Origin of the sequence: Rhizobium croatiense (assembly GCF_019793465.1) — a bacterium.
Taxonomy (GTDB): domain Bacteria; phylum Pseudomonadota; class Alphaproteobacteria; order Rhizobiales; family Rhizobiaceae; genus Rhizobium; species Rhizobium croatiense.
Window position 1 is genome coordinate 91,791 of sequence record NZ_JAILYJ010000006.1, and the last position, 21,122, is coordinate 112,912.

Here is a 21,122-nt window from a genome sequence, read left to right on the forward strand (position 1 = left end):
CGGCGGGCGGCCAGTTTTGTTCGGGTGAGGTCGTGGCGGCCGTGGCTCAATGCCCCTCGCTTCGTCTGATAGCGTACGGGAACCTGGCGGATCGCTCATCGTTATAGCCGTGGGATCGCAAAGGTGGCCCCATTTTTGGGTCCGTCCGCTCTTCCTTCCTGCGCGATCCCGTCCTTTCCCCTGATTGCCCCGTTTCGGCGGGGCTTTCTTTTGCCTCGTCCAGCCGGCGTGCGGTCAGTCGCAGACAATGCCGTAGATTTCGCGATATTGCTCCAACTGTTCTTTCGGACCGGCCAGCAGCAGCGGGCAAGCGGTATAGTTGCCCTTGATTTTCCCGTTCTCGGTATAGAGCCAGTCGAAAATATCCGATTTCCCGAACGCGACGCGGTCCCCCTGCTTGATGTTGTGGATGTATTCCGGCCTATCGCCCAGAAGAGCGGTGAAATGGTCACCGGATGCCTCGATCTGGTAGACCCACATGAATTCCACATCCGGCGCCATCTGGTCCGTGGTCAGGACCACGCTCTTGTCCTTGTCCTTGAAACCAAGCTTGAGGCTGTAATTTTCGGTTCCCGCCGGTGGGTTGCGGAGTTTCTCGAGAAAGCCGTCCAGCTCCCCTATCGATTTCTCATGGGCCTTAGCCATGGCCGGATCGCCTGGCGCAATCAGCTGGACGTTTGGATTGTCTTGGGCCAGCGCGCGTTCGGCGGGAATGACCGGAATGGAGAGTACAAGCATTGAGAGGAGTGAAATAACACCGCGCAACATTCGATAGGCCTTAAATTGTTGTGACTATACGAGGCAACATAGCTATCTCAGGTTGATCTTCAATAGCCGCTTGATGCACCGGCGCAGCCGCTGCTAAATCGCTTTAGCCCTTTGTTTTTATGCGTCGTTGTCCCACAACCGCTGCACACTTCCGGGCGACATGGATCGGCTTCGAATGTTGGGGAGAATGGTATTGGTTACCGACGAGTGGGTTGAACTGTGGGTCATGTTCTGCGCGGCATCCGGCCTCTGCGGCTACAGCTGGTATTGGTGCATCCGGTCGATCATCTTCTACCGCAAAAATGATTATGATTTCAGCCAGGATGTCGGCCCGAAAATATATTGGTCCGCGCGTGGAGGTGATGATCGCCTGCTGGCGACGCCGAAAGCGAAGTTCCTGATCGCTATGCCTTTTTCCGTGCTGGCAAGCTCCTTCATGCTGCTCTTCACCGTTCTCGCTCTGGCGGGGATTATCAAGCCTTGTCTCGATTGCCGTCCATAGCGCTTGGCTGATCATTCCAAAGGAAGCCCGATACGCCCATCGAGTGACTGGCATTCCCCTCGGCATGAGCGTTTACTGGATCGCTCTGGCGGAGGAGGCAAACCATGGCCATGTATCTCACGCGCTTCAGCTACACGCCCGAGACCTGGGCGCGCATGATCGAAAAGCCCGAGGATCGCCGGGAGGCGGCACGGAGCTACATTGAATCCGTTGGCGGAAAGCTGCACGGGTTCTGGTACGCCTTCGGCGAGCATGACGGGTGGAATTTGTGGGAGGCGCCCGACAATGTATCGATGGCGGCTGTCGCGCTTGCGATCGGCGCGGGAGGTGCGCTCAGTTCGATTGAGACCACCGTTCTCCTCGACGTCGAGGATACGATCCGAGCCTTGGAAAAGGCGAAGTCGATCCGGTATCGCCCGCCGGCAAGCTAGCCGCCGTACGATTTCAGGCTGAGAGTTCATCGACCCGGCCTGTGGGGAAGACCCCGCCGCTGGAAATCGATCGGCAACGGCAAGCAGCCTGGGGAGATCTCAGTGAACAACTGAAATCACCGAAATTCCGGCTTCCTTCGCGGCGCGAATGAGTGCGGCACGGGCTATCTTGGACGGGATATTGTCCTGGCGGCCGAACAGCATCCAGCGCAGGATCAAGGCTCGAGCGGCTTTCTCATTCTTATGAGAGGCACATTTGCACCGCCGCGGCTGTCTTCCACTCGCTCGATGGCTTGATAACCGCAAACAAGATAGAGCGGTTCACCCGATAGTGTGGCCATCAATTCGATATCACGAAAGCCTTCATTGCGCGCCGCCTCCTCGCAGACAGCCATGATCAGCCGCCCTACGCCACGCCGAGTAAAGTTCGGGTGCGTGTACATCGCCCTTATGCGCGCCGCGTCGTTGGCAGGATCGAGCAGAGCAGCATCGCGGCCGGAAGTGCGATCTCCGCCATACAGTGTTGCTCGTCGGCTCCACCCGCCACAGCCCGCCAAGACGCCGCCGATCTCGACAACAAAATAGGTGCCGTCCTCGATCAACTGGCTATCGAGTCCCATGATGGCTCGGCTCGACGAAATCTGTTCGGGCGTCAGAAAGGCTTTCTGGTTCTCTGAGATGGCCGCATCCATCAACAATTTGAGGTCGGCCAGATCACTATGGCTGGCCAGTCGATGCCTGAGTAGCTCTTGTTCCATCTTGCGCCGGCCTTTGACTTTGGCAGCCCGGTTTGGCCAGTCTGCGGCACGTCTTGCATCTGTGTGGACAGCCGTGCCTTTGGTCATTGTAACAAGCGGGAGGTTTGAATTGAAGTGCGATCCTGCAGCCGGATTACCGCGGCGATCACGCTCAAATCTTCTATCAAAGGGGCAACAGAAGGTTCCCGGCTAGACGTCGACCGGCGGCCAGACTTCGGTTTTGCGATCCGGATTGGTGGTTCGTGCGGCCGATCCGCAGGCGCATCTCCGGATTGTCGGCGCAGGTGGATGCTCGCCGGGAATGTCTCTCAGACGCGCGCCGCCGCCAATAGGCCCACCGACGATCAAACCTGCCGAAACCCCGGAATGCGGCTACTCGCTCTGCCTGAGATTCCGGATTCGATCAAACAGCACGGCCAGCACAATTGCGCCGCCGATAAACGTTCCCTGCCAGAAGGCGTTGATGCCAAGCAGGCCGAGGCTGTTGCGGATCACCTCGATCAGCGCGGCGCCGACCAGGGCGCCGAAGGCGGTGCCGATGCCGCCGGCCAGATTGGCGCCGCCGATGACGGCGGCGGCGATGACCTGCAGCTCCATGCCGGCGCCGATATTGGTGGTGACGGCACCGAGCCAGCCGGTCTGGACGATGCCGGCAATGCCGGCCGAGAGCGCCGATATCATGTAGACGGCGACCTTGATGCGGCGCACGGGAACGCCGGTGAGCGTGGCGGCATGCTCATTGCCGCCGATCGCGAAGATATAGCGGCCGAAGCGGGTCCAGCGCAGCACGAAGCCGGTCAAGAGCGCCAGGACGACCATGTAAAGGACGGGATTGGCGATGCCGAGAAACCAGGCGCCGCCGCCGAGCGCCAAGAGCTTGTCGTGATCGGGGCCGAACTGGAAGACGACGGTGTTGTTGGAGGCGACCATGGCGAGGCTGCGCGCCACCGACAGCATGCCGAGCGTCACCACGAAAGGCGGAAAATCGAGATAGGCGATCATCACGCCGTTGAAGGCGCCGACCAGGAGCGCCGTGCCGATGGCGGCCGCGATGCCGATTTCGATGCCGTAGCCGGCATGCATGGTGACCGCCAGCACCATGCTGCAGAGGCAGAGCACCGAGCCGACCGACAGATCGATGCCGCCGGTGATGATGACGAGCGTCATGCCGAGCGCGATGATGGCGACGAAGGTGACGTTGCGGGTGATGTTGTAGAGGTTCTTCGCCGTGGCGAAGGAATCGGTGGCGACGGAGAGGAAGAGGCAGGCGAGGATAACGGCGATCAGCACCCAGAAGGTCTGGCTGCCGACGAACTCCGACAGCCGGCTTCGCTCTCTCTGTGCAATTGTCTGGTCGAGGGTGACTGCCATCGTTGACCTTCTTTTCTGCCCGTGAACCAAGCTGCGCCGATCAGACTTGTTCGATGGCGCCTGTTATAAGACCCGTCACTTCCTCCGGCGAACTCGCCGCGATTGCCTTATCGGCGACTTTCCGGCCGCGGCGCATGACGATGACGCGGTCGGCGACGGTGAAGACGTCGGGCATGCGATGGCTGATGAGCACGACTGCGATGCCGCGACCGCGCAGCTCGCGGATCAGGTTGAGGACTTCGGCCACCTGACGCACCGATATGGCCGCGGTCGGCTCGTCCATCAGCACGATCTTCGCCTCCGACAGCATGGTGCGCCCGATCGCCACCGCTTGCCGCTGACCGCCGGACATCTGCTTGACGAGATCGCGCGGGCGGGTTTCCGATTTCAGCTCCTTGAAGATCTCGCCGGCGCGCCGGTACATCGTCTTGTAATCGAGGACACGAAACGGGCCAATGCCGCGGCTGAGCTCGCGCCCAAGGAAGACGTTGGCCGCTGCCGTCAGATTGTTGCACAGCGCCAGATCCTGATGGACGATCTCGATGCCGTGCTGGCGCGCCTCGACGGGGCGGTGCATGACGATTTCCTTGCCCTCGAGGCGTATCGTGCCTTCGCTCGGCCGGAAGTTTCCGGCAATCATCTTGACCAGCGTGCTTTTGCCCGCGCCGTTATCGCCCATCAGGCCAACGACCTGGCCGGCTTCGAGCGCAAACGACACGTCATTGACCGCCTGGATGGCGCCGAAATGTTTTGAGATATTGCTGAGTTCAAGAACCGCTGCCAGCCGACCACCCTCCCCGGAACCTGCAGGCCTGCCTTCACTGCCGGCTGCCCCGTCTGGGCGCCTGCGATCTCGCTTTGCCGATCTCCTCCCGGAAAAGCGCTTCGGCTCATTTATGCAAAAGCGCCAGGAATCGTCAATAAAATGTCGCGTGATAGACCGGCCGAGGTAAAAATCTATTTTACCGCGCAAATACAGATTGACGGCGCAAACGCTGCGATATTAGCTGTTACTGGGAGAGAGAGAGCATGCTGATCCTTGTCACCGGGGCTACGGGCAAGGTCGGGCGGCGCTTCATAACTGGGCTGCTTGACGAGCCGAGATTTTCCAATGCCCGCATCCGCGCGCTTTGTCACAATCGCGCGCTCCAAGAGACCGACCGCATCGAGGTCGTCAGGGGTTCGATCGCCGACGCCAATGTCGTTGCGGCGGCGATGGCAGGTGTGACCCATGTGCTGCATCTTGCCACTTGCAAGGAAACGCCAGATGACGTCATGGACGTCACCGTTAAAGGGCTGTTCTGGCTGCTCGAGGCCTTCCGCACGAGCACGAGCGCCCGGCAATTCATCCTGATCGGCGGCGATGCCGGCATTGGGCATTTCTTCTATCGCCATGACGGGCCGGTGACCGAAAAGACGCCGCATCGCGCCTATCCCGGCTGTTACGCGCTTTCCAAGGTGCTGGAAGAGGTGATGCTCGAGCAGTATGCCATTCAATACGGCATCAACACCTGCTGTCTGCGCGCCCCCTGGATCATGGAGAAGGACGATTTCAAGTTCACGCTGTCCTTCGGCGACGATGTGTTCGGCGGGCCGGACTGGAAGACGTTTGTTCCGCCGCCCGAGGCCGAGCGCTACGCCCGCGAGGGCACGGTGCCGCTGCTGCGCGATGCGGATGGGCGGCCGCTGAAACGCAATTTCGTGCATGTCGACGATCTTGTCTCGGCGATATTGGCGGCGATCGACAATCCGCGCGCCAAGGGAGAACTCTTTAATATCGCGATGGATCGTCCCGTCGATTATGGGGAAGTCGCCGCTTACCTCGCCCGCACGCGCGGGCTCGGCTGCGTCGACATCGCAAGCCAGTTTCATTCCAACTGGATGGACAACAGCAAGGCGAAATACCTGCTGGACTGGCGCCCGGTTTACGATCTCGAAAAGCTTATCAATTCGGCCTGGGAATACCAGCGATCAGGGGAGGAGCCTCGCATCGTCTGGTACCCCGGTTGATCAAGCGGCGGGCAATCATGTCCGCCTTTCAAAGGGAGGAAGCTATGAGGAAGGCATTATTGCTTGCAGCTGCTGCAGTGCTGGCGCTGACGGCCGGACAGGCCCTGGCCGCCAAGAAGCAGCTGGTCATCGTCGTCAAGGGCCTCGACAACCCGTTCTTCGAGGCGATCAACCAGGGTTGCCAGAAGTGGAACAAGGAAAACGCCTCGGCCGAATATGAATGCTTCTATACCGGCCCGGCATCGACCTCCGACGAAGCCGGCGAGGCACAGATCGTTCAGGATATGCTGGGTAAGGCCGATACGGCCGCCATCGCCATTTCGCCGTCGAACGCCAAGCTGATCGCCCAGACGCTGAAGACGGCCAATCCGAGCGTGCCCGTCATGACGCTCGATGCCGATCTGGCGGCGGAGGATTCCGCTCTGCGCAAGACCTATCTTGGCACCGACAATTATCTGATGGGCGCCAAGATCGGCGAATATATCAAGAAGGCCAAGCCGAACGGCGGCAAAATCTGCACCATCGAAGGCAATCCCGGCGCCGATAACATCCTGCGCCGTGCCCAGGGAATGCGCGATACGCTGAGCGGCCAGAAGGGGCTGGCGGCCCTGAAGGGCGAAGGCGGCTGGACGGAGGTGGCCGGCTGCCCGGTCTTTACCAATGACGACGGCGCCAAGGGCGTGCAGGCGATGACCGACATCCTCGCCGCCAATCCCGATCTCGACGCCTTCGGCATCATGGGCGGCTGGCCGCTGTTCGGCGCCCCGCAGCCCTATCGCGACCTGTTCAAGCCGATGGCCGACAAGATCGCCAAGAACGAGTTCGTCATCGGCGCCGCCGACACGATCGGCGACGAAGTGGCGATCGCCAAGGAAGGGCTGGTGACCGCGCTGGTCGGCCAGCGGCCGTTCGAAATGGGCTACAAGGCGCCGACCGTGATGATGGACCTGATCGCGGGAAAGAAGGTCGACGATCCGGTCTTCACCGGCCTGGACGAGTGCACCAAGGATACGGTGGATACCTGCATTCAGAAGTGATGCGGCTGGGAGCGTCCGCCCGAGCGGACGCTCCTGATATCACGCCTGTGCAAAGAGCCAATCGGAAAAGGCGCGCATGGCCGGGGTGACCGGCCGTGACTGCAGGCGCGTCAGCCAGTAGCTGCCGAGCGATATGGTGGTGGCGAAGGGCTGGACGATCGCACCTGACGAGAGGTGCCTGGAGAACATCGAAGGCGGCGCCAGCGCGACACCGAGCCCCTGGAGGGCGGCCTCCATCATGGCGACGGAGGAATCGAAGACGATGCCCGCATTCACCTGGTCGGCCGGCGGAACGCCGGCGGCCGCAAACCAGGTGCTCCATTCATCCGTGCGGTAGCTGCGCAGCAGCGTTGCGCCGGCGAGATCAGCCGGCGACCGCAGATCCTCCGCCAGTTTGGGAATGCAGAGAGCCGAGAGCGGCGCTTCGGACAGGCGCTGCGCCTCCGTCCCGTGCCATGAGCCGCTGCCGAAGCGGATGGCAAAGTCGAGCCCCTCGGCGGCGGGATCGACGCGGTTGTTGTTGGTGGAAACCCGTACGTTGATGAAGGGATGCCGGCGCTGGAAATCCGCAAGGCGCGGCAGGAGCCAACCGACGGCGAAAGTGCCGACGACGCCGAGGAACAGCAATTCGCGCACCTGCCCGGCCTCGATCCGGTCGAGCGTCGTCGCCATCTGGTCGAAGGAGGCGGACACCGTCGGCAGCAGCGCCTCGCCTTCCGCGGTGATTTTCAGGCCGCGGGGCAGACGCTGGAACAATGCGACCCCCAGCCGCTTTTCCAGCCCCTTGACCTGCTGGCTGACGGCCGCCTGGGTGACGCAGAGCTCGATTGCGGCGCGGGTAAAGCTCAAATGCCGTGCCGAGGCTTCGAAGGCTCTGAGGCCGTTCAGCGGGAGGAATTGGCGAACCATCTAAGCCCTAGAAATTCTTGCAGCTGCTGCGAGATATCATCGTTTGTCCCTAGAAAACAGAGCCGCTAAACGCCTCCCCGGGCGCATTTTGCGCTCATGGCGACCGCCCTGGCGATTTTGGAGGATGATTGTGAAAAACCTTGGCATAAAATTTTTATCGGCCGCGTTGATCACGGCATGCGCTTGCGCAAGCGCCTTTGCCGCCGACGAGGCTGAAGTGAGAGCGATCGCGGATGCGGCGATCAAGCCGATCATGGAAAAATACGCCATTCCAGGGGTGGCCGTCGGCATTACCGTCGACGGCCGGGATCACATCTTCACCTATGGCGTCGAATCGAAGGAGACCGGCAGACCGGTGGTGCCTGCCACGCTCTTCGAACTGGGCTCGATCAGCAAAACCTTCACCGCGACGCTCGCCTCCTACGCCGAAGCGACGGGCGACCTCTCTTTGTCCGACCCGGTGGCCAAACATCTTCCCGCGATGAAGGGACGGCCGTTCGGCGATGTCGCGCTGATCGATCTCGCCACCCATACGGCCGGCGGTTTTCCGCTGCAGGTGCCGGACGAGATCAAAAGCGAAGGCCAGCTGATGGAATATCTTGCGGCCTGGCACCCTTCCTACGCGGCGGGAACCCAACGCAGCTATGCCAATCCGAGCATCGGCATGCTCGGCCTCATCACGGCGAAAGCCATGCGCGGTGATTTCGCGGAGTTGATGGAGGGCAGGCTGTTTCCCGGCCTCGGATTGAGCAGCACCTTCATCAACGTGCCGAAGTCGCGGCAGGGCAATTACGCCCAGGGCTATAAGCGCAGCGGCGAGCCGGCACGGCTGACACCGGGCCTGCTGTCCGCCGAGGCCTACGGCGTCAGATCCACCGCCGGCGACATGATCCGCTTCGTTGGCGCCAATATGGGCCTGGCCAAACTCGACGGGAAACTGCAGCAGGCGATCGACAAAACCCACACCGGCTTTTTCAGCGTCGGGGCGATGACCCAGGATCTGATCTGGGAGCAATATGCCTATCCCGCCACCCTGCAGAGCTTGCTCGAGGGCAATTCGGCGGCGATGCTGAAGACGATCCCTATCGCTGCGCTGCAACCGCCGATGAAACCGCGGGGCGATGTCTGGATCAACAAGACCGGCTCGACCAACGGCTTCGGCGCCTATGTCGCCTTCATTCCCAGCGAGCGCCTCGGCATCGTCATCCTGGCCAACAAAAACTATCCCAACGAGGACCGGGTTGCCGCGGCCTACCGGGTATTGACGGCGCTTGCGGCCGATTGATTGAAAACAGCTCACGGACGCGGGACCAGGCTGGCGGCGAGGTTTCGCGTCCGTCCGAACCGATGCGCTGTCCTGGAGAGTCGGACTTTAGCCCGATGCGCGTCTTTGCCCGTGTGATAGAGAAATTGCACGAGGAATATGCTGCGGTGCAACAGTGCCACAATCTTGCCAAATACACTGCGAAAAATCGAACGGCGGCAGCACGTACATACCCAGGGTCGCTGCCCTCTCGCCCAACAGGGATAATACTACCCAGGGTAATGCCAGTTAACAATTAATATTAACAGGCGAGTATTTTACAGAATTCTTCGAGGTAATTGCCAGTTCTTGAAGGTGATGCTAATGAATACTCACCTTTTCTTAAGTTAAGAGGCCCAATCCAGTGAAAAACGTATTGATATCTGGCGGAGCAGGGTTCATCGGTTCTCATCTATGCGATCGGCTTTTGCTTCGAAATGACGTTCAGAAGCTCGTCGTTGTTGATAATCTCTGGACAGGACTTTTCGAGAATATTTCGCACATCAGGGATCCCCGCTTTCACTTCGTGAAATCGGACGTCGAGACGCTGCAGACTTCGGAGAAATTCGACGAGATCTATCATCTCGCCTCCCCCGCATCGCCGCCCTGGTACATGAAGGAACCGAAGAGGACGATTTCGGCGAACCTGCTCGGCGCCTTCCGGCTTCTCGACCTGCTGAAGACGGGCGGCCGTTTCGGTTACACCTCCTCCTCGGAAATCTACGGCGATCCTCTGGTGTCGCCGCAGCCGGAAACCTACAAGGGCCAGGTCGACTGTACCGGGCCGCGTTCGTCCTATGACGAGAGCAAGAGATGCACGGAAGCGCTGCTGTTCGAGATGCAGCGCACCAAGGGGCTGAACGTCAAGGTCATCCGCCCCTTTAATATTTATGGTCCCCGCACCCGGCCCGACGATGGCCGCGCCGTCTCCAACTTCGTCACCCAAGCGCTTTCGGGCCGCCCGATCACCGTCTTCGGCGACGGCAAGCAGTCGCGCAGCTGGGGCTATGTCGATGACATCGTCGACGGTTTCGCCCGTTATTTCTGGATCAACGAGACCGACTACAAGGGGCCTCTGAATATCGGCAACGACCGCGAGATCACCGTTCTGGAAGTCGCGAAATATGTTTCCAAGCTGGTCGGCGGCGTGCCGATCGTCTTCGAGCCATCGCCGCCGCAGGATCCCACCAACAGGCGGCCGGACCTGACGAGAGCCTACGCCGTCATGCCCGAGTGGTCGTGCAAGGTCAGCTACGAACAGGGCGTGGCGATGACGCTCGACTGGTTCAGAGAAAAGATAAAAGTGGGCGCGGCGTAATAGCCGCCCGGCTTTCGAGGCCCTTCCCGCATTCCGGGCGCGGCTTTGTGCCGGCCTGTGCTCGTGATGCGTTGAGAGAGTAACGATGCAGGAAATCATTCCGTCCGATCTGGCGACTGTCACTTTTCCCGTACCGATTCACTATCTCGATCTCGCGTCGCATCAGCCGGATGCCGGCGCGGCGCCGATCTCGGCCGGGCTCGTCGTCTTTCTCGCCGACGGCCTGCCCGTCGGACAGGCCTATCTCGATGGGCCTGAGGCCGCGGCCGAGCTTGCCGGGCGTGTCGTGCGGCCGGAGACGCTGTCGCATGCGCGCCAGGTGGCGCAGACAACGCTGCAACATCGCGACGTCAGCATTCTGATCTGCACCAAGGACCGGCCGGACGAGCTGCGCCGGTGCCTCGCCTCGATCCCCGAACAATCGCTGAAGCCGGCCGAGATCATCGTCGTCGACAATGCGTCATCAGGCGATGCAACCCGCCGCGTCGTCGAAGAAGCGGGCGCCACCTATGTCCGCGAAGGCCGGGTCGGGCTGGATTTTGCCCGCAATGCCGCCATCGGCGCGGCGAAAACCGAATTCGTCGCCTTTACCGATGATGACGTCGTTCTCCACCAGCGATGGCTGGAGAACCTGATGAAGGCGTTCGACCGGCCGGAGATCGGCTGCGTCACCGGGCTGATCCTGCCCGGAGAACTCGCAACGCCGGCGCAGTTCATCTTCGAAAAGCACTGGGGTTTCGGCCGCGGCTACATCAGACAGGATTTCGGCCGGGATTTCTACGACAGCCACAAGCGCTACGGCGCGCCGGTCTGGACGATCGGCGCCGGCGCAAGCCAGGCTTTCCGCCGCAAGGTATTCGACGAGATCGGCCTGTTCGACGTCCGACTCGATATGGGCGCGGCCGGCTGCTCGGGCGATTCCGAATATTGGAACCGGCTGCTGCATCACGGCCATGTCTGCCGCTACGAGCCGACCGCGGTCTCCTGGCATTTTCATCGCAAGGATATGCAGGGGCTTGCCAGGCAGATCCAGCAATATATGAGCGGCCATATCGCCGCGCTGCTGGTGCAGTATCAGAACACCGGCAACGGCGGCAACCTTCGGCGCATCCTTATCTCCTTCCCGAAATATTTCGCCGGCAGGCTGCGCAAACGCCTGCGCAAGGGCGCCACCTCGCACGATTTTTTCCTGAAGCAGGAAATGCTCGGCAGCGTCAACGGCGCGCTCTACGTTCTGCGCCGCTGGAAGATGCGCGCATGGTGACAACTGTGGCGCCGGACATTTCCTTCCTCATTCCTGCTTATAACGCCGAGGACACGCTTGCCGAAGCGCTTGCCAGCCTGCAGCGGCAGACGCGGCCGAACTGGCAGGCGGTGGTGGTCGACGACGGTTCGAGCGACCGCACCTGGGAGCTGGTTGAGGCGATTGCCGCAGCCGACAGCCGCATCGTCGCCGCCCGCCAGACCAATGCCGGCGCTGCGGCGGCCAGAAACCATGCCGCCCGCCTCGCCGCCGCCCCCCTGCTCTGCATGCTCGATGCCGACGATTGGCTGGACCCGGCTTTCATCGAAACCATGCTGCCGATGGCCGAGGATAGATCACCGCCCGCCATCGCCTATTGCTCCTACCGCCGGGTCGCCCCGGACGGCCGGCCGATGCCGGTGGAACAGGCGCCCCTACTCGCCGGCGATGCCGCCCGGCGCGAATTCTCGTCCTTCTGTGCGCTCGCCATTCATACGGTGGTCTTTCCCAAAAGCCTTTTCGAGCGCGTCGGCTGCATGGATGAGAGCCTGCAGACCTGCGAGGAGTGGGATCTCTGGCTGCGCATGGCCTTTGCAGGCGCAGAATTTCGTCGTGTCGACGCCTGCCTGGCCTCCTATCGCATGAAGCCGGGCTCGCTTTCCGGCGATCCGACGAAATTGGTGCGTGACGCCATTTGCGTGACGACGAAGGCCGAGGCGCTGCGCCGGCAGCACGGCTTGCCCGCCGAGGGTCCGGAGACCGCCTGGATCACGCCCGCCATCAGCCGATTGCGCATGCTCGTCTGGGTCATCGCGGCCAAACACGATCCGAGCCTGGACATAGCGACCCTCGCCGCATTGCTGCCGGACATCCCGGATGCCGCAGGCTATGAGAGCTTTTTTGCCGGCGTGATCCTGCACGGCCTGCAGACCGGCCTCCTGCCCGACCGGGCCGACGATCTCATCGATGCGCCCGAGCAATGGTGGCCGACTTTCCGTCTGCTCGTCCAGCTGATCCAGCGGCATTCCCTGCCCGGCACCGGCCGCAAGATCCTCGAAGCCGCCGCCTGGCAGCTCTCCGCCGGCAACCTTCGGCGATCCTTCACCCTCGGCACGATCCAGGTGGTGAGCGTCGAGCTCGGCGCCCTTTCCAGGATCGCCCGGGCCGAGCAGGCCGATACGCTGATCATGCACGGCTTTTCCGGCGACGAGCATGTTGGCACCTTCGTCGGGCCGCTCTGGGGTGATCTGTCGATCCGGGCGCAGATCCGGCTGATCCTGCAGGAGATGCAGGCGGGAGAACATCTCGAGCGGCAGCCCACCCTCGCTTATGCCGCCGCATGGACAAGGGAGGCGCTGCGCGGCTACCGAACCTTCGGCGGCCTCATCATCCGCAGCGGCCGGCGGCGCGGGCGGCTCGAAAGGCTGCTGGCGCGGACCGGCCGCAATGCCGTCCTGGCCTTGGCGCCAGGCGACGGACAGGATAATGACGCCCGCCTGTCCGACATCCTGCGCGATCTCGAAGGTGGCCTGCCGCCGGTGCGACGTACAGCCGCCGCAGCGCCGGCGGAGGAAAAGCAGGCCCCCCAGGCTCAGTCGGCAGAAGACTATTGGGAGCAGATTTTCGAACGCCCGGATCCGTGGAATTACCTGTCGGTCTACGAGCAGGTCAAATATGAGCAGACATTGAGCCTGATCCCGCAGGGGACCGAAACGGCGCTGGAACTTGCCTGCGCCGAGGGGATCTTCACCGAGAAGCTGGCGCGCGCAGTCGGCCGGGTGACGGCCACCGATATTTCGCAGCGGGCGGTCGACAGGGCGGCAAAGCGCTGCCGCGATCTCTCCAATGTCGAGCTGCGGGTTCTCGACTTCGTCGGACAAGAGCTTCCACCCGATCAGGATCTCATCCTCTGCTCGGAAGTGCTTTACTACATGAAGGATGAGGAGATGCTTGCGGGCGTCTGCCGCAAGATGGCGGCGGCGCTGAAGCCGGGGGGCTGTCTGATCACCGCCCATGCGCATCTGCGCCAGGACGAGCCCGGCCGAACCGGTTTTGACTGGGGCCATCCTTTCGGGGTCGGGACCATCAGACGGGTTCTGGCCGAACAGGCTGGGCTTGCCCTCGAAGAGACGATCGACACCGCGCTTTACGCCATCCACCGCTTCCGCAAAGCGGCTGTGGCCGATCCCGTCCTGCGGGTCGAGACGCATGGAACGCCGATGGACGTCGATGTGGCAAAGCACATCATCTCAGGACCGGCGGGCGTCGCGCGCGAGACGGCATGGGCAACCGAGGTGACGACCTCGGTCCCCATCCTGATGTATCACCGGATCGCCGAGGATGGCCCCGCCGCGCTGCGGCGCTTCCGCACGCCGCCGGAGATGTTCCGCAAGCAGATGCAATTCCTGCGCCGGCACGGCTATTACGCCGTCACGGCGCCGTCGCTCGCCAATCTTTTGCACAGCGGCAAGCCGATCCAGGGCCGGCCGGTCATGCTGACCTTCGACGACGCCTATCTGGATTTCCACGCCAACGCCTTCCCGATCCTGGCCGAGAATGATTTCAGCGCCGACGTCTTCGTCGTCACCGACAAGGTCGGCGGCCGTTCGGACTGGGATTGTGCCCATGGCGAGCCGGCGGCGCTGATGGCGTGGCCGGATATTCTGGAACTGCAGCAGAAAGGCATCAGCTTCGGCTCTCATCTCGCCTCCCACACGCCGGCGAGCGCAATTGAAAACGACGCCTTGCTCGCCGAAGCCCTGCGGTCGCGCCATGCGCTGGAAAGCCGGCTGGGCAGCCCCGTGGTTTCGATCGCACTGCCCTACGGCGCCACCGACTTCAGGGTGCCGGGCATTCTTTCCCTTGCCGGTTACACGATCGGCTTCACCACACGCGCCGCGACAGCCGCCTTTTCCGACAATGTCTTCGGCCTGCCGCGCCTCGAAGTCCGCGGCGACCGGCCGCTTGAAGCCTTTCCCGCACTGATGGGCCTGCCCGGAGCCTTTATCGGATGACAATCATCACCACTGCAGCGCCCCCTCTGATCACCGTCGTCATCCCGGCCTACAACGCCGAAAAGACGCTTCTCGAAACATTGCAAAGCGTCTCGAACCAATCCTACGACAAGCTCGAAATCCTTGTGGTCGACGACGGATCGCGGGACGGCACCTTCGCGCTTGCGGGCGACTATAGCCTGATCGATCGGCGTGTCCGGGTCCTCCGGCAGGCCAATGGCGGCGTTGCCCGCGCCCGCAACCACGGCATCGGCGAGGCGCGGGGCGCCTATGTGGCGCCTATCGATGCCGACGACATATGGCATCCCGAGAAGATCGAGCGCCAGCTGCAGTCGCTGCAAAAATTTCCCGGCGGCCACGGCGTCGCCTACAACTGGTATGCGGCGATCGACGAAAACGGCGTCATTTTCGGCCATTCACGCCCGGTTCTGCATGAGGGCAACATCTTCGAACCGCTGCTGCGGGAAAACTTCATCGGCAATGGCAGCACGCCGCTGATGCCGCGCGCCGAGGTTCTGCGCTGCGGCGGTTACGACGCCGGGCTGCGCGACAGCGGCGCCGAGGGCTGCGAGGATCTGAAGCTCTACCTCGCTCTCGCCGAGAGCCTGCCCTTTGCGCTGGTTCCCGATTTCCTCACCGGTTACCGCTTCACCCGGGGAAACATGTCGAGCAACGCCCATCGGATGCTGAAATCCCACGCCCTGGTGATGGCGCCGATCATCGACCGCTACCCGCATCTGCGGCGCGATATCGAGACCGCCAAATTCAACACGACGCACTGGTATTTCAACAAGGTCCTGGCAAACCGCGATTATGCCCAGCTCAGGAAGCTGGCGCCGATGATGGCGATGCAATATGGCCCGCAGTTGATCGTCCATGGCCTGCTGCAGAGCTTTCGTCTGGCAAAACGCCATGTCGTGCGCATTGCAAGACAGATCCTGCGAAAACCTTCGGCCCGATCGAAGAACCGCGTTGCCGGTGCGGCCGTCCCGCAGGCAGGCACGCTGTTCAGCGATCGTTTTCATGCCGCTCGGCGGCAGCCCGACATCGTCGCGGATGGCCGACAATGAATAGATTTCGCAAATCCGCCTCCCGGCCGGCCGGCGCCTACAACATGGTCATCGCGGCCCGCTACCGCGAGCTGCTGCAGCTCGTGCCGGCGTTGCGGCTGAAGATGACGGTGATGATCATCCTCGGCATTCTCACCGGATTTTCGGAGATGGTCGGCATCACCTTTCTGGTGAGCCTGGTCTTTATTCTCGGCCAGCAGGGCACAGGTTCCGGCTCCGCCGTTGCCGGGCTTCCGGCGATTTTCGGCGGCGTCGACCTCAGTCTTTCCAAACCGGTGCTGATCGGCATCCTCATCGCCTCCATCCTGCTGCGCATTCTTCTCGGATTCGTCAACTCGCTGATCACCAGCGCGATCAACCACAAGATCAGCGATCGCATGCGCGACCGTCTCTACGCCAAGATCCTGACCATCCCGTTCCAGCGCTTTCAGCACTATGAGCGCAGCGATCTGATCAATGTAATCGCCACCGAAGCCTATGCGGTATCCTCGGCCCATGCGAGCCTGGTGCGTCTCGGTGTCAATTTCGGCACGATCGTCATCTTCGGCATCGGCATGCTTGTCATGGCCTGGCCGATCGCCTTGCTTGGGCTTGTCTTCGGCTTCGTCCATAACTTCGCCTTGGGGTTCTTTGCTGGCGCCTATCGGCGTCTCGGCGCTTCGGCGCTGGCCGCCGTCGAAGCCTTGACGCAGCTGAGCTGGACCACGCTGCAGACCTTGAAGGCGGTCAAAAGCTTCGGCCTCGAGCAGCGCCACCAGCAGCTCTTCGCGACACTATCCAGCGAAGTCGGCCGGACCTGGCGCCACTCGGACTGGATGGGGGCGGCGACCTCGCTGTTGAGCGAAATCCTGACCTTCGGGGTCATCCTGACGATCATCCTGTCCTCGGAATTCCTGCCGGTGGATTTCAAGGCAGCGCTTTCGGCCACCATCCTTCTTTACAGGCTCCAGCCGCACATCAAGGGATTCGACTCCCAGATTCTGCGCCTTTACGAGATGGAAGCGTCGCTGCAGAACGTCCTGGCGCTGCTTTCCGAAAAGGACGACGCTAAGCAGGCGGCGCAAGGGGTGCCGGTCGCCCGCCTGGCGGAAGCCATCGTCTTCCACGACGTCTCCTTCACCTATGAGCAGGCGAACGCACCGGCCGTTCAAAACCTCAACTTTTCGATCAAGGCAGGCGAAACGACGGCTCTGACCGGACCAAGCGGCTCCGGCAAAACGACAATCCTCAACATGATCCTCGATCTCACCCGGCCGACGCGAGGCCGAATCACGATCGACGGCACGGACCTCGCCGATGTCGACCGCGCGAGCTGGCTGCACCTGCTCTCGGTCTCGGGCCAGGATGTCGAACTGATGGAGGGCACGGTCCTCGACAACATCCGCTTCCGTCGCGATATCTCCGATGAGGATGTCAGGTGGGCCGCCGATGTCGCCTGCGCCACGGAATTCATCGAAAATCTGCCGGAAGGCTTCGACGAATGGCTGGGCGACGAGGCTGTGCGGCTTTCAGGCGGACAGCGCCAGCGCATCGGCTTGGCGCGCGCGCTGGCCGGCCGGCCGCAGATCCTGCTCCTGGACGAAGCCACGAGCGCGCTCGATGAAAATACCGAAATGCGGGTGTTTTCGGCAATCAAGGAAGATGCCGGCCGAACGCTGATCGTGGTCAGCCATCGCCCTGCGGTCGCCAGGATGATGAAGAACCAGATCGATCTACGCCCGCCAACACTTGCATCCAAACTCGGGTGACGGCGATGGAGATGTCGACCAGGTCGGAAATTTTAGTGGCGGTCGTGATCCCCGCCTACAATGCCAGTGACTATATCGCCGAGACGCTTCAGTCCGTCATCGATCAGACCCACAAGGCGCTGGAGATCATTGTCGTCGACGACGGCTCGACCGACGAGACGGCCTCCATTTGCCGCCGCTTGGCCGCCGACGATCCGAGGATCCAGCTTCTGTCGACGGAAAACCGCGGCGTCGCCGCGGCGCGCAATACCGGGATCGCAGCATCGAAGGCCGGTTATCTCGCCTTCCTGGATGCGGACGACCTCTGGCATCCGACATATGTCGAAAGAATGCTGTCGGCGCTCCATCCCCTGCCCGAGGCCTGGGGCGCGGTCTATGCCCTTCACCGTATGGTCGATGCCGAGGGATATTGCACGCGGTCCGGCTCGTCGCTCAGCGCCCGGGAATCCATTCTCATCCGCCATCTCGTCTTCCGCTTCGTCGGCAATGGCAGCGGCTTCATGGTGCGCCGTGCCGTCATAGACAAGATCGGCGGCTACGATCCGAGCTATGCCAATCAGGGAATCGGAGGATGCGAAGACTTCGATTTCGAACTCCGCACCGCCGAGCATTTCAAGATCGAGGCGGTGCCACTCGGCCTGGTGGGCTATCGCGTTCATGCCGCGGCCATGTCTGCCGACAGATCCCGAATGGCGCGATCGCTTCTGGCCGTCTATGAGCGATGCGTCGCCCGCAATCCGCAGCTTCCCGCTTTCGTCGTCAGCTGCGCCCGCGCCTCGGCCCACCTCTATGCATTCTCAAAATTTGCGGCTTTGAAAGATTGGCACAGCGCCGCAGCCTCGCTCAAGTACGTCTATCGTCATAGTCCCTTGCTTGCTGCCAGCGTCATCATCAAACTGATCTTTTCAAAAGCCGCCAGAGCCGCAAACAGGGCGCTGTCGAAAGCCCGGCCGCTCTGGCGACAAAAGCAGAAGAAATTCAAAAAATTCGAAGAAATAGACCCTGTTATCCCGCTGGTTGGCGGATGGTCACGTTTCCGAACGAAGGCCTTGTTCCGGCGCTTGTCGGAGATCGACCGTTGCGACGGAGATTGCGCTGCGACCTCGAAGAGATAATGCATTGTCGCCCGGATGTGCGCAGCGGTTCCGGGACAACGACATGCATCAAAACAGAGGACTAAAGGGCGTCGCATGATTCATGTTTGACGCGACGCGCTTTAGAGCATTTCCGGTTCTGAAGGCCGGCACCTCCCCTCCGCTGCCAACTATTTCTTAATTATTCAGTATAAATCGGACACGGCATAAAATATCTGTCGTCGCGAAATGACAAAACTGTGGGAAACTTATAATCTTCCGATAATAGTCTGTGACAATATCATGAATAAGCGCAATCATAGCTACGCACTGTGCAAGAAATCCTACCAGAGGACCCGTCAACCACCCCGGCGGGTCCTCAACTTTGCGAGGGACAGGTTGCCGCGGGGCGCCGTTATGATCGCTGCCGACAGTGATATTCCCTGTTGCGATGGCCTTGCGCAAAGACCTGTATATCCGCAAGCAATGACCGGGCTCGCTCTCAACGCCAAGTGCTTCCGCTTTGCGACGAAATTACCGGACGGAAAATCCGCCCCTGTAGAGATAATGTCGTTATTATAAAGTGATAGACCAGCTCATCTTTATTATTGAAATAAGCACATCTTGCCGTTATTAACCATAAACAGTTCAGTCATCACAAAACCAACTTTTAAATACAACCAGTATCTGAAATATATATTTTTACCTTTTGATAAAATTTTAATTTTATCTTATTTATTACCCGAAGTTATTGCAGATGCCGCTCAACGGCGCCGACTTACATTCTTGTCGAAAAAACATAACACATCCTCACATTCTTTCCCCTTTCCTTCGTCGCAATGGCGCGGCCAGGCAACACTTGGGAAGGAGCAAGCAGGACTAAATCCGACAATCCCGGCATGAGCCGGCCTCGATAGTGCGCAACACAATTCAACTTCGGAGAATGACGATCGTGAAGGCCAACGGAGGTTTAACATCTTGGCAAATCAAATGATTACGGCAGGTCACCCCGCTGCGGATAGACCGGCATTGGCAAGCCTTCGACCGGTCATTTCAAGTCCGTCAGGCGGCCCGAGACCAAAGAGCCGCAGGCTCAAAGACACCCACTCTCGTCGAGCGACTCCCGGCATGAACAGTCAATCCACCTACGCGAATGACTTCACTCAATTCAACCCACCGAAATGCCTTTTGACTGACCAAATCTGTGTCGAAATGGTCGCACCGCGCCATTGAATTAACCGTTCATAAAGCATTTGCTTGCTCAACTTATAATTTGTGTCATGGTCACTGCAAGTAGTGAGGAGCCGACCTGATGAGTGATATAGCATCGCAGATTCCGGAATTTGGTTATGATGAACGCGTGATGATCTGCCGGAAGCAGATCGAGAAAGCGGTTTATCAGTTCATTGCAAACACGAAGGTCGAGGGGTGCGATCCGGCGGAAGTCGCAATGGCCATCGCGGACATTGCCGACGATTACATTTTACTGCTGGCTCAGAAGCGCAATTTGACCCATTGAGATCAGGGATCGGCCGGCCCGGCCGATCAGACGACCACTGAGACCAAACTCGCCGCCGTCTCCCCGCCCGGAGACAACGTCAACGAAACCGCTTACCGTACATTTTGAATGTCTATTGTGCCCGGGTATCGAATACAGCCCGAATAAGCGGCAGCCCAAGACCCACTCCGGATTTCTCCCGGGCCAACTCAAATCGATTTCCGAATAGATCGATTGCGCCGCCCCTGCCCCGGCAGCACTTATCCATTGCCGCAGAGACACCAGTCGCCGGCCTCACCCTTCGAAGCCCCTGCGGGGCGCCTCAGGATGTGGATGGAGAGTAGGGGCGGTATTTTTCGCTAAGGGTGTTGTCGCCCCTATCAGTCGGCCGAGTCCAGCGCGCAAAGCAGACCATCGACGGGAATCGCGGCCAGTCTTTCGCGCTTGATATCGACCCTCCAGGCTTTGACGACGCTCTCCGATCGATAGGAACCATCCGGCTGTTCCACCATCCTGCCGAGCGCAAAGACGAAGTCCTGAGGAACCGGCTCGACGAGCAATAGCCCGGTTGCAGAAGTTCGTGGCGGGGGCTGGGCTTGACAATCGTCACTTGATCGACCGCGCTCCAGACGGCAAGGTTTCCATCCCTGCCGGTCTGGCGCTGCAGCACCAGCGAGAGCTTTGCGCCGCATTTGAGCTCGGCTGCCGAATAGGCTGGGCCTCCGGCCATTCCGCTCAAGGCCGTTCCACTGACTTCCACACAGCCCTTCGCAGCAGGAGGCGTCGATTTTCCCCGCGCCTCGCTGGCATGGCCGGCGGCCGGGATCAGAGCGAGAAAAGCGGCGATCGCAGGAAAAGACCGTGACATGGATAAACCATTGTAACGTGAAGCGGGGGAAGAGGAACGCTGGTGGCCATTAGTGTGAAGGCGTCATTTTTCCCGCCTCGCGCAAAGCAACTGAATTTCACGCGACACCCCTCTACCCGGAAGAGAAGGCCGGAGCCTTGCTCGGAGATGAGGCAATACCCTGCGGATTGCGGAACTTCGGCTGCGGTGGTCGGTCGTCGA

General features: G+C 60.9%; 17 protein-coding genes. 12 read left to right on the forward strand and 5 right to left on the reverse strand.

Translation table 11 applies throughout. The features are described 5' to 3' along the window. Positions 1–234: 234 nt before the first annotated feature. Positions 235–768 carry a YegJ family protein gene (locus tag K6M89_RS11650; RefSeq protein ID WP_222139541.1) on the reverse strand — a complete coding sequence of 178 codons (534 nt, stop codon included), beginning with the start codon at positions 766–768 and terminating at the stop codon, positions 235–237. 187 nt (positions 769–955) lie between these two features. Between K6M89_RS11650 and K6M89_RS11655 the strand changes: the two genes are divergently transcribed. Then, positions 956–1,270: a hypothetical protein gene (locus K6M89_RS11655; RefSeq protein WP_222145464.1), complete on the forward strand. Its 315-nt coding sequence runs from the start codon at positions 956–958 to the stop codon at positions 1,268–1,270. Positions 1,271–1,374: 104 nt separating this feature from the next. After that, positions 1,375–1,701 (forward strand): GYD domain-containing protein, encoded by a 327-nt coding sequence (locus K6M89_RS11660; RefSeq protein ID WP_222139543.1) that lies wholly within the window; start codon positions 1,375–1,377, stop codon positions 1,699–1,701. 215 nt (positions 1,702–1,916) lie between these two features. On the opposite strand, the gene K6M89_RS11670 is transcribed toward K6M89_RS11660, so the two are convergent. The 3 genes from K6M89_RS11670 to K6M89_RS11680 all read right to left on the reverse strand — a co-directional run bounded on the left by K6M89_RS11670 (position 1,917) and on the right by K6M89_RS11680 (position 4,614). Then, on the reverse strand, positions 1,917–2,546 hold the full coding sequence (locus K6M89_RS11670; RefSeq protein ID WP_246642409.1) for a GNAT family N-acetyltransferase: 630 nt from the start codon (positions 2,544–2,546) through the stop codon (positions 1,917–1,919). A gap of 285 nt (positions 2,547–2,831) precedes the next feature. Beyond that, a complete protein-coding gene (locus K6M89_RS11675; protein ID WP_097578288.1) occupies positions 2,832–3,830 on the reverse strand; it encodes an ABC transporter permease in 999 nt (332 codons plus the stop codon). 40 nt (positions 3,831–3,870) lie between these two features. Then, on the reverse strand, positions 3,871–4,614 hold the full coding sequence (locus K6M89_RS11680; RefSeq protein WP_246642420.1) for an ATP-binding cassette domain-containing protein: 744 nt from the start codon (positions 4,612–4,614) through the stop codon (positions 3,871–3,873). A gap of 245 nt (positions 4,615–4,859) precedes the next feature. Between K6M89_RS11680 and K6M89_RS11685 the strand changes: the two genes are divergently transcribed. Together K6M89_RS11685 and K6M89_RS11690 are read left to right on the forward strand one after the other, a co-directional pair. Beyond that, positions 4,860–5,840: an NAD-dependent epimerase/dehydratase family protein gene (locus K6M89_RS11685; protein WP_222139544.1), complete on the forward strand. Its 981-nt coding sequence runs from the start codon at positions 4,860–4,862 to the stop codon at positions 5,838–5,840. Positions 5,841–5,884: 44 nt separating this feature from the next. Next, positions 5,885–6,877 (forward strand): sugar-binding protein, encoded by a 993-nt coding sequence (locus K6M89_RS11690; RefSeq protein ID WP_097578285.1) that lies wholly within the window; start codon positions 5,885–5,887, stop codon positions 6,875–6,877. Between the two features lie 39 nt (positions 6,878–6,916). Here the strand turns inward: K6M89_RS11690 and K6M89_RS11695 are convergent, their stop codons facing one another. Continuing rightward, positions 6,917–7,786: a LysR family transcriptional regulator gene (locus tag K6M89_RS11695; RefSeq protein WP_222139545.1), complete on the reverse strand. Its 870-nt coding sequence runs from the start codon at positions 7,784–7,786 to the stop codon at positions 6,917–6,919. A 124-nt stretch (positions 7,787–7,910) separates the two neighbouring features. Between K6M89_RS11695 and ampC the strand changes: the two genes are divergently transcribed. The 8 genes from ampC to K6M89_RS11735 all read left to right on the forward strand — a co-directional run bounded on the left by ampC (position 7,911) and on the right by K6M89_RS11735 (position 20,074). After that, entirely contained in the window at positions 7,911–9,071 is a 1,161-nt protein-coding gene (ampC, locus tag K6M89_RS11700; protein WP_222139546.1) for a class C beta-lactamase, read from the forward strand. 382 nt (positions 9,072–9,453) lie between these two features. Beyond that, positions 9,454–10,407 carry an NAD-dependent epimerase/dehydratase family protein gene (locus K6M89_RS11705; RefSeq protein ID WP_222139547.1) on the forward strand — a complete coding sequence of 318 codons (954 nt, stop codon included), beginning with the start codon at positions 9,454–9,456 and terminating at the stop codon, positions 10,405–10,407. Positions 10,408–10,492: 85 nt separating this feature from the next. Continuing rightward, positions 10,493–11,671: a glycosyltransferase family 2 protein gene (locus tag K6M89_RS11710; RefSeq protein WP_222139548.1), complete on the forward strand. Its 1,179-nt coding sequence runs from the start codon at positions 10,493–10,495 to the stop codon at positions 11,669–11,671. Then, positions 11,665–14,664 carry a trifunctional glycosyltransferase/class I SAM-dependent methyltransferase/polysaccharide deacetylase gene (locus tag K6M89_RS11715; protein ID WP_222139549.1) on the forward strand — a complete coding sequence of 1,000 codons (3,000 nt, stop codon included), beginning with the start codon at positions 11,665–11,667 and terminating at the stop codon, positions 14,662–14,664. The genes K6M89_RS11710 and K6M89_RS11715 overlap by 7 nt, the downstream gene beginning before the upstream one ends. Next, positions 14,661–15,734, forward strand: coding sequence for a glycosyltransferase family 2 protein (locus K6M89_RS11720; protein WP_438826582.1), 1,074 nt, complete (start codon positions 14,661–14,663; stop codon positions 15,732–15,734). Before K6M89_RS11715 ends, K6M89_RS11720 begins: the two co-directional genes overlap by 4 nt. After that, positions 15,731–17,482 (forward strand): ABC transporter ATP-binding protein, encoded by a 1,752-nt coding sequence (locus K6M89_RS11725; protein WP_222139550.1) that lies wholly within the window; start codon positions 15,731–15,733, stop codon positions 17,480–17,482. The genes K6M89_RS11720 and K6M89_RS11725 overlap by 4 nt, the downstream gene beginning before the upstream one ends. After that, complete coding sequence (locus K6M89_RS11730) at positions 17,479–18,597, forward strand: glycosyltransferase family 2 protein (protein WP_222139551.1); 1,119 nt, start codon at positions 17,479–17,481, stop codon at positions 18,595–18,597. The genes K6M89_RS11725 and K6M89_RS11730 overlap by 4 nt, the downstream gene beginning before the upstream one ends. 1,270 nt (positions 18,598–19,867) lie before the next feature. Further along, positions 19,868–20,074: a hypothetical protein gene (locus K6M89_RS11735; protein ID WP_003542083.1), complete on the forward strand. Its 207-nt coding sequence runs from the start codon at positions 19,868–19,870 to the stop codon at positions 20,072–20,074. The last annotated feature ends 1,048 nt before the right edge of the window (positions 20,075–21,122 follow it).

Coding starts and splice junctions, on each gene's coding strand:
- K6M89_RS11710 (WP_222139548.1), top strand. CDS start 10,493: ATGCAGGAAATCATTCCGTCCGATCTGGCGACTGTCACTTTTCCCGTA.
- K6M89_RS11725 (WP_222139550.1), top strand. CDS start 15,731: ATGAATAGATTTCGCAAATCCGCCTCCCGGCCGGCCGGCGCCTACAAC.
- K6M89_RS11660 (WP_222139543.1), top strand. CDS start 1,375: ATGGCCATGTATCTCACGCGCTTCAGCTACACGCCCGAGACCTGGGCG.
- K6M89_RS11650 (WP_222139541.1), bottom strand. CDS start 768: ATGTTGCGCGGTGTTATTTCACTCCTCTCAATGCTTGTACTCTCCATT.
- K6M89_RS11670 (WP_246642409.1), bottom strand. CDS start 2,546: ATGACCAAAGGCACGGCTGTCCACACAGATGCAAGACGTGCCGCAGAC.
- K6M89_RS11690 (WP_097578285.1), top strand. CDS start 5,885: ATGAGGAAGGCATTATTGCTTGCAGCTGCTGCAGTGCTGGCGCTGACG.
- K6M89_RS11695 (WP_222139545.1), bottom strand. CDS start 7,786: ATGGTTCGCCAATTCCTCCCGCTGAACGGCCTCAGAGCCTTCGAAGCC.
- K6M89_RS11735 (WP_003542083.1), top strand. CDS start 19,868: ATGAGTGATATAGCATCGCAGATTCCGGAATTTGGTTATGATGAACGC.
- K6M89_RS11675 (WP_097578288.1), bottom strand. CDS start 3,830: ATGGCAGTCACCCTCGACCAGACAATTGCACAGAGAGAGCGAAGCCGG.
- K6M89_RS11655 (WP_222145464.1), top strand. CDS start 956: ATGGTATTGGTTACCGACGAGTGGGTTGAACTGTGGGTCATGTTCTGC.
- K6M89_RS11685 (WP_222139544.1), top strand. CDS start 4,860: ATGCTGATCCTTGTCACCGGGGCTACGGGCAAGGTCGGGCGGCGCTTC.
- ampC (WP_222139546.1), top strand. CDS start 7,911: ATGATTGTGAAAAACCTTGGCATAAAATTTTTATCGGCCGCGTTGATC.
- K6M89_RS11715 (WP_222139549.1), top strand. CDS start 11,665: ATGGTGACAACTGTGGCGCCGGACATTTCCTTCCTCATTCCTGCTTAT.
- K6M89_RS11720 (WP_438826582.1), top strand. CDS start 14,661: ATGACAATCATCACCACTGCAGCGCCCCCTCTGATCACCGTCGTCATC.